The 14722-nt window shown below is 65.5% G+C and carries 14 protein-coding genes and 1 pseudogene; 11 read left to right on the top strand and 4 right to left on the bottom strand.

Annotation, left to right across the window (positions count from 1 at the left end):
- Positions 1-6 precede the first annotated feature (6 nt).
- The 7 genes and pseudogenes from CFB24_RS22675 to CFB24_RS18325 all read left to right on the top strand — a co-directional run bounded on the left by CFB24_RS22675 (position 7) and on the right by CFB24_RS18325 (position 7235).
- Positions 7-276 (top strand): hypothetical protein, encoded by a 270-nt coding sequence (locus CFB24_RS22675; protein WP_141098501.1) that lies wholly within the window; start codon positions 7-9, stop codon positions 274-276.
- Positions 277-504: 228 nt separating this feature from the next.
- Positions 505-3186: a two-partner secretion domain-containing protein gene (locus tag CFB24_RS18355; protein WP_088522097.1), complete on the top strand. Its 2682-nt coding sequence runs from the start codon at positions 505-507 to the stop codon at positions 3184-3186.
- A 562-nt stretch (positions 3187-3748) separates the two neighbouring features.
- Positions 3749-4666, top strand: coding sequence for a POTRA domain-containing protein (locus CFB24_RS18345; RefSeq protein ID WP_088522095.1), 918 nt, complete (start codon positions 3749-3751; stop codon positions 4664-4666).
- Positions 4642-4902 (top strand): annotated as a pseudogene (locus CFB24_RS18340) (PQQ-dependent dehydrogenase, methanol/ethanol family); the annotation flags it as partial. The gene CFB24_RS18345 and the pseudogene CFB24_RS18340, both read left to right, overlap by 25 nt.
- Positions 4903-5122: 220 nt before the next feature.
- On the top strand, positions 5123-5737 hold the full coding sequence (locus tag CFB24_RS18335; RefSeq protein WP_244593260.1) for a pentapeptide repeat-containing protein: 615 nt from the start codon (positions 5123-5125) through the stop codon (positions 5735-5737).
- Positions 5734-6138, top strand: coding sequence for a hypothetical protein (locus tag CFB24_RS18330; protein WP_141098500.1), 405 nt, complete (start codon positions 5734-5736; stop codon positions 6136-6138). The genes CFB24_RS18335 and CFB24_RS18330 overlap by 4 nt, the downstream gene beginning before the upstream one ends.
- Positions 6111-7235, top strand: a complete 1125-nt coding sequence (locus CFB24_RS18325) for a DUF1194 domain-containing protein (RefSeq protein ID WP_088522093.1) — start codon at positions 6111-6113, stop codon at positions 7233-7235. The genes CFB24_RS18330 and CFB24_RS18325 overlap by 28 nt, the downstream gene beginning before the upstream one ends.
- A gap of 246 nt (positions 7236-7481) precedes the next feature.
- On the opposite strand, the gene CFB24_RS18315 is transcribed toward CFB24_RS18325, so the two are convergent.
- From CFB24_RS18315 to hemP, 4 genes are read right to left on the bottom strand one after another with little or no spacing between them, the layout of a single operon-like run.
- Positions 7482-8327: a heme ABC transporter ATP-binding protein gene (locus tag CFB24_RS18315; protein WP_088522091.1), complete on the bottom strand. Its 846-nt coding sequence runs from the start codon at positions 8325-8327 to the stop codon at positions 7482-7484.
- Positions 8324-9397, bottom strand: a complete 1074-nt coding sequence (locus CFB24_RS18310) for a FecCD family ABC transporter permease (protein ID WP_088522090.1) — start codon at positions 9395-9397, stop codon at positions 8324-8326. Before CFB24_RS18310 ends, CFB24_RS18315 begins: the two co-directional genes overlap by 4 nt.
- Positions 9394-10293, bottom strand: coding sequence for a heme/hemin ABC transporter substrate-binding protein (locus CFB24_RS18305; RefSeq protein ID WP_088522089.1), 900 nt, complete (start codon positions 10291-10293; stop codon positions 9394-9396). Before CFB24_RS18305 ends, CFB24_RS18310 begins: the two co-directional genes overlap by 4 nt.
- A gap of 14 nt (positions 10294-10307) precedes the next feature.
- Positions 10308-10748 (bottom strand): hemin uptake protein HemP, encoded by a 441-nt coding sequence (hemP, locus tag CFB24_RS23665; RefSeq protein WP_244593261.1) that lies wholly within the window; start codon positions 10746-10748, stop codon positions 10308-10310.
- Between hemP and CFB24_RS18295 the strand changes: the two genes are divergently transcribed.
- From CFB24_RS18295 to CFB24_RS18280, 4 genes are read left to right on the top strand one after another with little or no spacing between them, the layout of a single operon-like run.
- Positions 10733-12850 carry a TonB-dependent hemoglobin/transferrin/lactoferrin family receptor gene (locus CFB24_RS18295; RefSeq protein WP_088522087.1) on the top strand — a complete coding sequence of 706 codons (2118 nt, stop codon included), beginning with the start codon at positions 10733-10735 and terminating at the stop codon, positions 12848-12850. The two genes, hemP and CFB24_RS18295, sit on opposite strands and share 16 nt — an antisense overlap.
- A gap of 10 nt (positions 12851-12860) precedes the next feature.
- The gene (locus CFB24_RS18290; protein WP_088522086.1) at positions 12861-13697 is read left to right on the top strand and encodes an energy transducer TonB; all 837 of its coding nucleotides are present in this window, start codon (positions 12861-12863) and stop codon (positions 13695-13697) included.
- 18 nt (positions 13698-13715) lie between these two features.
- Positions 13716-14057 carry a heme-degrading protein HmuQ gene (gene hmuQ / locus CFB24_RS18285; protein ID WP_088522085.1) on the top strand — a complete coding sequence of 114 codons (342 nt, stop codon included), beginning with the start codon at positions 13716-13718 and terminating at the stop codon, positions 14055-14057.
- On the top strand, positions 14054-14584 hold the full coding sequence (locus CFB24_RS18280; RefSeq protein WP_088522084.1) for a ChuX/HutX family heme-like substrate-binding protein: 531 nt from the start codon (positions 14054-14056) through the stop codon (positions 14582-14584). The genes hmuQ and CFB24_RS18280 overlap by 4 nt, the downstream gene beginning before the upstream one ends.
- The last annotated feature ends 138 nt before the right edge of the window (positions 14585-14722 follow it).

Raw genomic sequence — 14722 nt, 5'->3', positions numbered from 1 at the left:
AGGGTGGTGGCGCATCGTTTCGTCAAAAGGGCTGGCGACGCGCCTGTTTGCTGCGAGCGCGTCGATCGCCCGGCGGCGCGGTCATTTCACGGCTTTGATCGCCTCGAAGGTCAGCGGCTCCTTGCCGGCGTCGGCGGATTCCAGCACGCGAGCAATGTGAATGCCCTCTTTGGTCCGGATCGGCGGCGAAATATCGCCCTTCTTCGCCTTGGCGAGGCCGGCGCGGAAGGGGAGAACTCCAGCAGCAAGACCGGTATAGGGAAATTAAGTAGTTAGCGCAGATCAAGCGAATGCCAGAAAATATGGCGAAATATCAGGCGTATATTGCTTAAAACAGCAACATGCCAACGAAACGCTACCCCTACGCCTGACTATAGGCAGTCATAAAATCATTTAAAAACAGCATCGAAGGCGTTTTGCTGGATGTAAAAATTAAGGCTGCCCTTGGCGCGAGCTTTACCTTACGTAAAGCAATGTATCTAAATTACATGAATCGAGACTTGTATGACGGATCAAGCGGATTGCCCATCACAGGCATCGCTGAAAGAGAACGAATTCCAAGTTCATTTTCAATATTGTCCCAGCCTCGGTGGGACCGGCTCCGCGCGGTCCGTCAAGTGTCTGCTTTTGGCCACTACGGCGCTGGTTGGCGTCGCTGTCTTCGTCCGACCGGTTCACGCCGGCCCGCAGGGCGGCTCAGTCGTTGCCGGCTCGGCGACCATTTCGGCGCCGACTTCCACTGCGACCGTCATCACCCAAGCCACCAGCAAAGCTATTATTAACTGGCAGGGCTTTTCCATCAATCAAGGGGAAAGCGTCAGCTTCAACCAACCGGGCGCCTCCTCGGTCATACTGAACCGCGTCACTGGGCCTGAGGCCTCGACCATCGCTGGCTCGCTCAACGCCAACGGCCAGGTGTTCCTCATCAACCCGAATGGCGTGCTGTTCGCCAAGGGCGCCTCGGTCAATGTTGGCGGCCTCGTCGCGTCGACACTTGATATTTCCAACGCGGATTTCCTCGCCGGAAAATATACGTTCGCCGGCAATTCCTCGGCCGCGGTCGTCAACCAGGGCAAAATCGCGGCTTCCGCGGGCGGCTATGTCTCGCTGATGGGCAAGACGGTCTCGAACAGCGGGGCGATTACCGCCGATTACGGCGCGGTGGCGATGACGGCCGGCAGTAAGATCACCCTCAATTTCGAGGGCGATTCGCTGTTTGACGTGACCATCGACAAGGGCGTGATGAATGCGCTGGTCGAAAACAAGCAAATGATCCGCGCCGACGGCGGCAAGGTCATCATGACCGCGAAGGCCGCCGACGCCATTCTGTCGGCGCAGGTCAACAACAGCGGCATCGTGCAGGCGCGCACCATGGCGGCGCTCACAGGCGGCGGCTACAAGTCCGGCGCGATCAAGCTTTACGCCCATGGCGGCAAGACCAGGGTCTCCGGCAAGCTCGACGCGTCGGCGCGCAAGGGCGGCGACGGCGGGACCATCGAAACATCCGGCGATCATGTCTCCATCGCCGATAAGGCAAAAATCACGACGTCGGCGGCGCTCGGCAAGACCGGGACATGGACGCTTGATCCTACCGATTTCACCGTCGCGGCCTCGGGCGGCGACATGAGCGCCGCAACGCTGAACGCGCGGTTGGGCAGCAACAACATTGTCCTTTCCACAACGATGGGCGCTACGGGAGCCTCCGGTAATTTCTATGTCAACGACGCCCTGTCGTGGTCGGCGAATACGTCCTTGACCCTCGCTGCGGCCAACAATCTCTATATCAACAAGACGATCACGGCGACCGGCGACAAGGCCGCGCTCAATCTCACCGCTGCGGCGGGAACCGTGGTGTTGCGCGACATCGGTCTCGTTGACGCGAATGTCAGTGGATACGGCTATGTGGGGGCGCTGATCGGCGGCATTTACGGCTTTGTCAGCGAAAAAACCAACGTGACCATAACCAACAGCTATGTTGGTGGGAACAGTACAGTTACAGGAAACAATCATGTCGGCGGTCTGGCGGGCAGCGCCAATACGATCGACTATGCCTATTCAACGGCAAACGTGACGGGTTCTACGGCTGGCGGGCTGGTGGGGTTCGTGTATGCGGACACCGATGACGAAGGGTTTTCGATTTCCTCGCGTGTGTCGCACGCCCATGCCACAGGGCCTGTGTCGGCCGACGGCGGTTTGATTGGCGAAGCCGTCGATACGACGATAGACCTTGTCTATTCTACGGGACCTGTAAATGGATCTGACGGGCTTATTGGCAGTTTAACTTTGAGTACGTCGATATTCAACCCTTCACTTACCAATTCATTTTCGACGGGTAACGTTATTGGCGGCTCAATGGCGGGCGGCCTGATCGGACGCGTGAACGGCGCCTATGGCGACGAGCGACTCGCCGGCAAGACCATAACCATCGCAAATGTCTATGCGACCGGCAACGTGACAGCGAACGATACAACGCCTTACGGCGCCGCCGCCGGGGGGCTCATCGGCGATGTCGACCTCGGTTACTGGCATATGGACCTTTTCCCCAATGCCCCGACCTTCTCCATTACTGGCGCCCTTGCGACAGGCAACGTGACGGTCGTCAGCACCATCGACAACTCAGGCGCCAACATAACCGGCGCCGGCGGGTTGGTCGGGAAGATTGAAGGCAGCCGCTATTCTGCTGCATCCGGCGGCGCGGATACGGGTTCTGGCCTGATGGGGACCATTACAAACAGCCATGCGACAGGAAATGTCGACGCCTCCGGGGTGACTGTGGCTGTCGGTTACAGCGTCGGCGGTCTGGTCGGATCCTCGACCGAGACAAGCTATAGCGGCGTCAGCGCCACCGGGGCTCTCACGGGCGCTTCGTCGTCGGCGGGCCGGATCGGCGGCCTTGCGGGCTTTTTCACCAATGGCGCCATATCCAACTCCTTCAGCAATGTCACCATGTCCGGGGGCGCGCGCTCGCAAGGAGGATTGATCGGGCACGCGGCGAACGCCGAGATCGACAGCACGACATTTTATAACTCCGACGCCAACGCCAATGGCGTCGGCTTTGGGACAAACAACGTCGAGAACAATGGGGTCGGCCTGACGACGTCGCAAATGGCCGACATCAAATATTACCTGGACGGCACGATCGGTCAGGTGCTGGCTGATCGCGCCGACAAAGCCGCTGCGGATTAAAGGCCGCGCAAGACGCCAAGGCTGCTCAAGACGCCAAAGCCGCGCAAGACGCCAAGGCCGCGCAAGACGCCAAGGCCGCGCAAGACGCAAAGGCGGCTAACGCCCAAGCCGCCGCCGCAGTCCAGGCGGCTGGGGCGGGCACGCGGCAGGCGCTGGCCAACGACGCCGGCCCGTCCGCCGCGACCACGGCGCCTGAACCCGCCAATGTCGGGCAAACGCCCGCGCCGAAGTTCGACGCCGCCAATCAGATCGCGCTGGATCCGAGCGACGCGGCGCCGACCGCGCCGGCGCCTCTGCCGTCCGAGCCGGAAGAAAAGCGCCGTCCGAAGGACAAGGCCGGGGATCACGGCCGAGGCGATGGCGCCTCTGGCGGTGGGTCCGGTGGAGCCAGCAACTATGGCGCGACCATCCGCTCGCTCGACGTCGGCGGCCGTCATTTCGATCTCGACAAGACCGGCGCGCCCGCCGCTGGGCCGGCGAACGGCGCGCCGTCCCCGGCCCAACCGGCGACGTCCGTTCCCACGGCTCCAGCTCAGACTCCGACTCCGGCGGGAGCCAACTGATGGCGTCCCGCCTGCGCTTCCGCACCCTGCCGATTTCGCGCTTACAGATGTCTCCTGTCGGATTTGTACTCATGTCTGCTCCTGCCCGCCGCTACCTGGCCACCGCGCTCTGCGGCTCGGGCCTCGCCCTACTGGCGAGCGCGCCCGCCCTGGCCCAAAGCGCGGCGGGCGCGGCTTCGGCCGCTGGCGCGGCCTCACGCGAGGCGGAGCAGTCGCGCCTCACCCAGCCCGTGCCTGAGCCGGCGCCGCGGCTGGCGCTGCCGCAACTGGTCGAGCCGCAATTGCGGCTCGACGCCAAGCAGAAGCTGCTGATCAAATCGGTGACGGTCGCCGGCGAACAGCCGCTTGGCGCCGAGGAAACGCGCGCCGTGCTCGCCCCCTATGAGGGCCGGAAACTGTCGATGGCCGAAATCTACGAGATGGCCGACAAGCTCACCAATCTCTATCGCAGCAAGGGCTATCTCGTCGCCAAGACGTACGTGCCCGCCCAGGACGCCCGCTCCGGCCAGTTGCGGCTCAAACTGCTGGTCGGCCAGTTCGGCGCCGTCACCGTCAGGAACGAGTCGCTTGTGAACGACGAACTGGTCAAGGGAACCATCGCGCAGGCTTTGGCCGGGGAGCCCAATATCCAGCAGTCGGCCATCGAACGGGCGCTGCTGTTGACACACGACCTCCCCGGCGCGGGCGTGCCCAAGGCGACCATCGGCGCTGGAGCCGCGCCCGGCAGTTCGGATTTCAATTTCGCCGTCCCGCCGGATCCGCGCTTCGCCGGCTATGTGATGGGCGACAATTGGGGCGCGCCCTCCACCGGGCGCGAGCGTCTGTCGGCGGCGCTCAGCGTCAATTCGCCGCTTTCGAGCTGCGCTATCAATTGCCGGAGGTTTTCGGGGTCACCGGCACATCAGACGGTTTCGTGAAAGCCTTCGACGCGCGCAACGGCAAGGAGCTGTGGAAGTTCCAGACCGGCTCGGGCGTGGTGTCGATCCCAATCACCTGGGAAGAGGACGGCAAGCAATATCTCGGCATTTCCTCGGGCTATGGCGGCGCCGTGCCGCTGTGGGGCGGCGATATGGCCGATCTGACCAAGCAGGTCAGCCAGGGCGGATCGTTCTGGGTCTTCGAATTGCCGCCCGAATTGGCCCAGTCGAAATAACCGTATCCCAGACAGGCTGGCCTCATTTCCTTCACGGCCGGTCTTTGCTCGCGTCGCCTCCCATCCCATTCCAGGCGGCGGCGCGCGTGGGCCAGCGAAACGTCCATGCGACATGGGCGCACAATCCTTACTCCCAAGAAGGACGTTGTTCATGTCACATGGCGGTCCATCCTGCAGCGCGACCGGTTCTCGCTGGCCCCTTTTTCTTTCCCGCTTCCTTTTGGCCGCGGCGCTGACATCCGCGCTCGGCGCGCCGGCGCGCGCTTACGATGTCATCGTCAACAAGGAGCCCCGGCCCGACCCCTGGGTGGAGAACGGCTGCGCGATCGCGCCCAAAACCCAATGCCCCGGCGTCGATCTGCGCCATGTCGATCTCAAGGACGCCAACCTGTCCGGGGCCAATTTGTCGGGCGCTAATCTGGCGCGCGCCGACTTGCGCCACGCCAACCTCACCGGCGCCAATCTCGAAGGCGCCAACCTCGAAGGCGCCAAGCTCTGGGCCGCCTTCATGCAAAGTTCGAACGTGAAGGGCGCCAATCTGCGCGGCGCGGATCTGTCATTCACGCGGATCGCGCGCGCCGATTTCACCGGCGCCGACCTGACGGCGGCCTCGCTCGAACACGCCCGCGCCAACGCCGCCAATTTCTTGCAGGCCAAGCTCGTCAACGCCGATTTGCAGGAAGTCCAGCTCTACGACGCCAATCTCGCCAAAGCCGACATGACCGGCGCTTTAAAGCGCTACGCCATCTTCCAGGATGCGGTGATGGACGGCTGCGTGGGCTGCCCGCAGGACTGGCAGCGCGGTCCTCGCGCCTGGGAATTGGGAAAGAAGTGATCCGACGGCTGTTGGTTTTGGCGCTTGCCGCGACCTGCACAGGCGGCTTTGGATTTGCTCAGACGCTGGCCGAAACCCTGCTCGCCTGTCACGCTGTCGCTTCTGCGGGAGAAAGGCTCGCTTGCTACGACGCCCTGGCGCGCGCGGCGGCCCCGCCACGCTTCGTCGGCCATCATAACGCCGTGACCGAATTGTTCACCCTGGACCGGCCGCATCGGCTGCGCTTCCGCTCCGACGGCGTGATCTTCGTCCTCTATCTGATGGACGCCAAGGGTGAGGTGATTCAGAATCTGCATATCGGCGGAGCGGGTGAAGACGAATATCTGATTGAAAAGCCGGGTGTCTATCAACTGAGGATCAATGGAGCGGAAGGATGGCGCATCTGGCTCGATCCCGAATGATCGCCGGACTGGCGCTGGCCTGCGTATGCGCCGCCGCGGCGCCGGCGCGGGCCGAAGATTTCGACACGGCGCTGATCCTGGCGGTCGATGTCTCCGGCTCGATGGACGACGCCCGTTATCGCGTGCAGTTCGAAGGCATCGCCCGATCGCTGGAGGATCCGTCCGTCGTTCAGGCCCTGCTCGGCGGTCCGCATCATCGCGCGACGGTTTCGATGCTGGCTTGGTCCGACAATGCGCATGAGGTCATGTCCTGGCAGGTCGTCGCCAACGCCGAGGACGCCCGCCGCATCGCCGGGCTGATCCGCGCCATGCCCCGCGTTTCCGGCGAATTCACCTGCTTGGCCGCCATGCTGCGCGCGGCGCGCGAAGGCTTGGTTCACAACGTTCCCGGCCAGGCCTCTGCGACCGTCATCGACGTGTCTGGCGACGGCCCCGACAATTGCGCCGGCGCGCGCGCGACCGAGGACGAGCGCGACAAGACCGTCGCCTCGGGCGTGACCATCAACGGCCTGCCCATTCGCACCGAGAATGAATTCATTGGAACCGGCGCCTATCGCGCGCCCGGCTTCAGCATGGAAGAACTGCGCGATGAGCCGCACATGGCCGGAACCACCATAGAGGATTGGTGCAAGCAGCATGTGATCGGCGGCCCAAACGCGTTTCACGTCATCGCCAACGGCTATGCCGATTTCGAGCGCGCGTTCCGGCGCAAATTTTTGCTGGAAGTGGCGTCAGCGCGCGACGACGCGCGCCCGCTGTCATTGGTCGCGCGGGCGAAACTCAAGATTTCCGTTGGACGCGACCCCAATCGCGCCGCCTGCGTGCGAAAAGATGTTTTTGCGCCGCTGAGTTTTGAGGACCTGCTTGCGCGTGGCTGTCCTCGGGGCGCATTGGGACGCAAGACGGAGCCACCACTTCGCAAGCACGGCCCATCGCAACGATCTGGCGATAAAAGCTATAGCCGGTCGGGCCAGCTTCATAGCAAAAGTGCAACCGCTGGTTCTTCTCAAGCTTATGCACGAACCGTTCTACCGCCGCAGGCGTTGCTTCAATCTCGCCAAAATATCGCACTGCGTCCGTTCGACCTGATGCCGTAATAGCGACTGCGTGGTTCGCCTTCGACACATCGAATCCAACACAAGTGAGGCTCTCATCGCCTATGCGCGCTGGCGAAGCAGACAAGGGGCTTGCCGTCGTGGCGTCGGATGTGAAGACCTTAGCCGGCCTGACGGCCAAAGCGACCGATGCGTTCGCCTCGCAGATCAAGAGCATCCACGAGGCGCCGGGAGGCGCGGTCAAGGATTTTCACGGCGATTCCGCGCCGTCGCCGAAATCCACCACACTCAGAATCGCGCCAAGAACGCTTGGGCGTGAACGTCACAGCGGTTAATATTTGTCTGCGGCAGGACGATCGGCAGTCCGGTTGCGGATTCGCGGTCGACGCGCATGGTCGCGCGGAAAATCTCGCGCACCAGCGCTTCGTCGATCACCTGAGCGGCGGGGCCGTCCGCGACGACGCGGCCGCCAGCGAGGACGACCAGCCTGTCGGCGAAACGCGCCGCAATGTTGAGATCGTGAACAATGGCGATCACGGTCACGCCGCTGCCGACGATCGCCCGCGCCGCGCCCAGTAGCGCGAGCTGGTGCTCGAGGTCGAGGCTCGACGTCGGCTCGTCCAGCAGCAAGGCCTGGCAAAAGCGGCCGTGCTCCTGCGCGGCCTTCAGCTGGCACAGGGCGCGGGCGAAGCGGGCGCGCTGCTGTTCGCCGCCGGAGAGGGTCAGAAAATTTCGGTAAGACAGATGTTGCACGCCGCTGACCGCCAGAGCGCGCGTGACGATCTTGTCCGCCTGTATTTTCGGCAGGCGCCGGCCGACCACCGCGAGGCCCTGCCGCGCCACCTCGTGAACCGGATAGGAAAACGCCAGCGCCGCGCCTTGCGCCATCACGGCGCGGCGGAGCGCCAGCCGCGCGGGCGAAAGTTTTTCGGCGGGTTCGCCGGACCAGGCGACCCGTCCCGCGCTTGGCCTTAATTCGCCGCTCAGCAGACGCAGCAAGGTTGATTTGCCCGCGCCATTGGGGCCGATGATGGCGACGAATTCGCCGGGATCGAAGCCGATGGAGACCGCGTCGATCAGCTTGCGCCCGTTCACGGCATAGGAGAGGTTTTCGGCCTGGATGAATGTATTCATGTCGGATCGCTCCGCGTGGAATCCCGCAGCAACAGCCAGAGGAAGAAGGGCGCGCCAATGCTGGCCGTCAAAATGCCGACCGGCAGTTCCGCCGGCGCCAGCAGCGTGCGCGCGAGGGCGTCGGCGCCGACCAGCAAGGTGGCGCCGCACAGCGCCGAAAGCGGCAACAACATGCGATGATCCGGCCCGGCCATCAGCCGGACGAGATGGGGCGCCGCCAGGCCGATGAAGCCGATGGCGCCCGCCGCCGCGACGCTCGCGCCCACCGCCAGCGCGATCAGGCCGATGGCCGCGCCCTTGATGAGTTCGGCGCGCAAGCCGAGATGGAACGCCTCGGCCTCGCCGAACGCCAGTCCGTTGAGGCCGCGCGCCAGCCAGGGCATGGCGAGCAGCGCCGGCGTCAGCGCCAGCGCCAGGGTCGCCGCCTTGCCCCAATTCGCCCCGCCCAGGCTGCCGAGGAACCAGAAGCTGAGATCGCGCAATTGCCGGTCGTCGGACAGGTAGGACAGAAGCGCGGTCGCCGCGCCGGCGAAGGCCGACAGAGCGACGCCCGCCAGCAGCATCACCGTCATCGACGTGCGGCCGCCGCGCGTCGCCAGGACGTAGATGAACCCGGTCGCCGCGAGGCCGCCGAGGAAGGCGTCGGCGGGCAGCGCCGCGACATGCAGCCATTGCGCGCCCGCGCCCCAAATGTGTTCGCCCAGCACGATGGTCATGGCGACCGCCAGCCCGGCGCCGCTGGTGACGCCGACCAAGCCGGGGTCGGCCAGCGGATTGCGGAACAGGCCCTGCATCATCGCGCCCGCCAGCGCCAGCGCGGCGCCGATTTCGAGGCCGAGCACGACGCGCGGCAGTCGCAGGCCGACGACGATGAAATGCTCGCCCTCGGCGGAGGCAGGACCGCCGAGGGCGAGTTCACGCCATAGCGCGGAGGTCACGCGCTCTGGCGGAATGGAGGTCGCGCCGAGGCAGAGGCCGAGCGCTGCGGCCGCAAGGCAGGCGCAGACCGCGATCAGCAGGACGGGCGCGCGATTGTCGGCGCGGGCGAACAAGGGCTGGGCGAAAATCATCGCGCCTCCGCGCCGCTGGAGGGGCCGCCGGAGGGATAGAGCCGGCTCATCAGCTCCGCCGCCGCCTCGGGCGCGCGCGGGCCGAAGCCGAGCAGATAAAGGCTGTCCATCTCGAAAATCGCTTGATGCTGCGCCGCCGGGGTGCGCGCCGCCGCCGGCGCGGCCTTGATGGCCTCGGCGACGGAGGCGCCGTCGCGCGCCATGCCGACGATCGCCTCGGGCGCGGCGGCGATCAGCGCCTCGTCGGTCATGGCCTTGTAGCCGTCGAAGCCCGCGACATTGACCGCGCCGGCGAGCCGCAGCATGGAATCGGCGGCGGTGCCGCCGCCGCCGCATAGCAGGCGGCCGTTCTGCACCGCGAGCACGAACAGCGCGCGCTTGGGCGTGGCGATGGACTGACGGCGCGCCTCCAGCGCCGCGAAACGCGCGCGGACCTCCGCCGCCAGCGCCTCGGCGCCTGGCGCGGCGTCGAAGGCGGCGCCGACGGCGAGGATTTTTTGCGCGACGCCTTCTGGCGTCGGCTGGTCGGCGACGCGCTGGACGGGGACGCCGGCGGCCGTCAAGGCGTCGAGCGTCGGCGGCGGCCCGGCGCCCTCCACCGCCAGAATGCGCGTGGGCCGCAGCGACAGCACGCCTTCCGCCGACAGGGCGCGGAAATAGCCGATATTGGGCTTGTCCTTGAGCGCCTGCGGCGGGAACAGGCTGGTGGCGTCGACGCCGACGATGGCGTCTTGACGTCCCAGCGCATAGGCGATTTCGGTGAGGGCGCCGCCGACGACGACAGTGCGTTCCTGCGCCGGGGCGGCGATCGGCGCGATCTGGCGCAAGCACAGGATGAACAAGGCGGCGGTCAGGACGGGGCCGAAATTCGCGATGCGCTTGCGTTTCGATGTCATGGGAGGCCTGTCGGTCATTTGGTCAGGATCAGCTTGTTGTTGCCGGTGATGCGCAGGCGATAAGGCTCGCCATCGAGCAGGAGCAGCGCCTCCTTGCGGCCTTTCAGCAGGCTGCGCGCGTCGATGGCGTCGAGCGCGAGGGCCGTGGCGAAGGCTGGCGTCGGAGCTGCCGGGCCGGGCGGGAATTTCGATGATTTATCCATGAATGAACGCAAGGCATGTGTGACGATGCCGCAATGGTAGGAAGCGGCTGCGCGCGCTGTCAAAACAATGAGCAGTTTTTTGAACCGTTCTAAATATTGACGGTTCGCTTGCCGCCGCGTTTCCAGTTCGTCACTTTCATCGCAACGTGATGCGCGTGTCCGACAGGGCGCGCGCCAACCAGCCAGCCAGGCCCTCCCGCCCAGCCAGCGCATCTTGCATGGGTTGGGGGTATTGAATGTCTGGCATTCCATCGGCAAAGCGGCGCGGCGGCGCGGGACGCGCCTGTCTGGCGGTCGCGCTGGCGGCCGTTTCAACCCTGGGCGAAGCGTTGGCGGAGCCCGCCGCCGACCCGTCCGGCTTCGACACGATCAATGTCACCGCCACCAAGACGGACGAGAAGACCGTCGACACGCTCGCCGGCGCGAGCACGGTCACGGCGGCGGAGGCCGGGCGCTTCCAGCCGTCGACGGTGTCCGACCTGCTGCGCGACGTCCCCGGCGTCGCCGCGCAGCAAACCGCCAACGATCCCGGCCAGTCCATCAACATCCGCGGCTTGCAGGATTTCGGCCGCGTCAACGTGCTGGTCGACGGCGCCCGCCAAGACTACCAGATTTCCGATCACGGCCCCTCCGGCACGTTTTATCTCGAACCGGAATTTTTGGGGCGGGCGGAAGTCACCCGCGGTCCCGTCGCCAATGTCTATGGCTCCGGCGCGATCGGCGGCGTGGTGTCGCTGAGCACAAAGAGCGTCGACGACATTCTGAAATCCGACGAGCGCTATGGCGTCGTGCAAAAGTTCGGCGCGGGAACCAACGGACAGAATTTCCTCAACAGCACGGCGGCCGGCGCCCGCATCGACGATTACGCCGACCTTTACGCGCAATTCCTCTACCGCAACCGCGAACCCTATCGCGACGGCGACGGCGTTCGCGTCTCCGACAGCGGCAATGACGCGGTCGGAGGACTGTTCAAGGGGCGGTTGCGCCCGGCCGAAGGCCAGGAAATCAGCCTCTCGGCGCTGACGCAGAATTTCCAATACGCCAACAACGGCACGAGCGCCGCCGGATCTCGGTTCAACAACGACGTCAACGCCGGAACCTATTCGCTCGGCTATCGCTTCAACCGCCCGGACATTCCGCTGCTCGACCTCAGCGCCAAGGTCTATCTCACCCAGACCCACAACGAGCAGACGCTGGCGTCAGCCAATGCGACCTATGCCGCGCTGGGCGCCCAGGTCGGCGGCAAACGCTCCGACAAGATCGACACCGAAGGGTTCGACCTCCACAACACCGCGCGCTTCGCTACGCTCGGCGCCGATCACGCGCTCACCTTCGGCGGCGACGCGTCGTGGGACCATGTCAAGACCTATGACGACGCCGGCGGCTTCATCGCGGCGCTCACGCCCTCGGGGCGGAGAACGCTGTCCGGCGCCTTCGTCGAGGACGAGTTTCGTTATGGCGGCTGGCTGCGCGTGATCGGCGCGGCGCGCTACGACCGCTACCAGCTCAACGGCGGCGTGTATGAATCGAGCGGCGACCGCGTGTCGCCCAAGGTCACCGTGGGCGTGTCGCCGGTTGAGGGCGCCGAAGTTTTCGCGACCTATGCCGAGGGCTATCGCGCGCCCTCGATCACGGAAACGCTGATCGCCGGAGCCCATCCGTTTCCGGCTTTCACCATCCTGCCCAATCCCAGCCTGCGCCCGGAAGTCGCGCATGACGTCGAGGGCGGCGTCAATCTGAAATATGACGATGTCCTGCGCGAGGGCGACAAGATGCGTGCGAAAATCACCGCCTTCGACAATCGCGTCACCGACTTCATCGACATGGAGACGGTCGGCGCCTCCTACCTCGTGCCCTATATTCCCGGCATGCCCGCCACGGTGTGCGCGCGCGCCCCGCGATACTGCATGGCGATGCAGTCCTATCAATATCTGAACGTCGCGCGCGCGGAAATTTACGGCGTGGAGCTTGAGGCCGCCTATGACTGGCGCGACGGTTTCGCCTCCGTCAACGCCACCCTGAACCAGGGGCGCAATCTCGAAACCCGCGCGCCGCTCAACAGCGTGCGTCCGCACCGTCTCGGCCTTACGGGCGGATTGCGTTTCCTCAACGAGGCGCTGACCATCGGCGGGCGCGCCACATTCGTGGGCGACAGCCCCAGGGACGTGACCACGCCGAGCGGCGGCTACGCCCTGTTCGACCTGTTCGCGGATTATAAGCACAATGACTGGCTGAATGCCGGTTTGAGCGTCACCAACCTGTTCGACCGGCGCTATGTGCAATATCTCGATACGCTGGCGAGCCCCGGGCTGACGGCGAAACTCACCCTCACCGTCAAATATGCCGCGAAATAGGGTGGGGATCATGATCCTGTCCAGCACGTTCGCCGCGCCATTCCTTCAGGACACCGCGCCGGAGCGGCCGGAGGCGCGGGCGTGGCGCCGGCTGGCCTGGTCGTCCCTGGCGTCGCTGGCCCTGCACCTCACGCTGGCGATCGCCGTGTTCGCACGCGCCCCGGCGGACGATTCGGCCCAGGACTTTGCGGGTGGGGAGCGGACCCTGGACATCGCCTACCTCTCCGCCGACGATCTCAACAGCCTCGACTCCGAGGCGGCGCCCGCGCCGGTCGAGGCGCCGCCGCAACCGGCGATCGACTCTGCGCCGGTTGCGGCGGTCTCGCCGTCGGGCGAGGAGGCTCCGCCGCCGGTTGGCAAAAGTGTTTCGCCTGCGCGGCCCAAGCCGGTTCCCTCGCCGCGCGCCGTCAAGAACGTTCCAAAACCCACGCGACCGACGCAGCCCCGGCGCGCCGTCGAGAAAGAACCGGCGCCTCTGGCGCAAGCCGGGCGCGGGAGCGAGCGCCAAAACGCCCGCGCGGGTTCACAGGGCGGCGCGCGCGGCCCGGCGCCCGCGTCCGGCGGCGCCGAGGCGCAAAACTGGCGCGGCGCGGTGCTCGCGCAACTGGCGCGCCACAAGCAATATCCCTCCGTCGCGCGCGACCGCGACGTCACCGGAATCGCCGTGGTGGCCTTCACGCTGTCGGCCTCCGGCCAGGTCCAGGGCGTGGCTCTGGCGCGCGGTTCAGGATCGAGCGCGCTCGATCAGGCCACGCTCGTGATGGTGCGCAACGCCGCGCCGTTTCCGCCCGCGCCGGCCGGGGCGCGCCTGAGCTTCACCACGGCCGTCAACTACTCCCTGCGTTGATCCAGAAAAGGCGAAACCATGTTTGTCGCGATGAATCGTTTCAAGGTTTTGAGAGAAAACGCCGCCGCATTCGAAGCCATGTGGCTGGCCCGCAATTCGACGCTGCATCAAATGCCGGGCTTCATGACCTTCCAGCTCCTCAAGGGATCGGAGGAAGCGGAGCCGATGCTCTATTCGTCCTACACTTTATGGGCGCGCAAGGCGGATTTCGAGGCCTGGACCCGGTCGATGCAATTTCGCGCCGCGCATGATCGCGCGGAACAGCGCGCGCCGCTGTCGATCGGCCAGCCGCAGTTCGAGGGATTTGAGGTTCTTCAGGCGCTCAGCGCGCCCTTGGCGCCACGGGAGGCGGCGGAATGAACCTCGTCGTCACGATCCCCGCGAGCGATTTCGCCACGCGGCTCCAGGCGGCGCGCAGCGCGTTGGCCATCGGCGACGTCGATCTCGAAGAGATCGCGCGCCGGCATGACCTCACCTTGCGCGACGTGCTGGCGCTGCTGCCGTCGTCGCAGGCCTGCAAGGCCAGCGGCCGATATTTCGCCCAAATCTGGGACGAGCTGGCCGGTTGGGGGCGGGTCGTCTTCGCGACCTCCGACGCGCATGGCGGTTTCGAAATGACGACGCAGCTCCAGCCCGGACGAGCGGGACGCAGCCTGTTCAACCTGTTCGCCCTCGCGCCGGCGGCTGACGCGCTGTCGCGCGACCTCTGCGCCACGGTCTGGCTGGTGGACCGCTCCCTGTCCGGGCGCAGATCCTGCGCGGTGATCTTCCTGAATCAGACCGGCGACGCCCTGTTCAAAATCCTGGTCCGGCGCGACGTTGCGGGGGAGCCGGACGCAAGCCAATTGGCGAAATTCGCGGCGATGCGGGCGAAGTGGCGGAAATGACTCCCGCTCATCCGCTTCGGAAGCATGGACCGAGGCCAAGGCCTATCGAATCGTAGAAACGTTCTAAAGCGGCCCATGTTTGTTGGCGCGGATCGGCGGCGCTGCTAGCCTGTTCTCCTCGACCGCGCAGCCAGCCGC

This window comes from Rhodoblastus acidophilus, assembly GCF_900187365.1.
GTDB lineage: Bacteria > Pseudomonadota > Alphaproteobacteria > Rhizobiales > Beijerinckiaceae > Rhodoblastus > Rhodoblastus acidophilus.
Note: the sequence above shows the minus strand (reverse complement) of the source record. Positions and strands in the feature narration are given on the sequence as shown.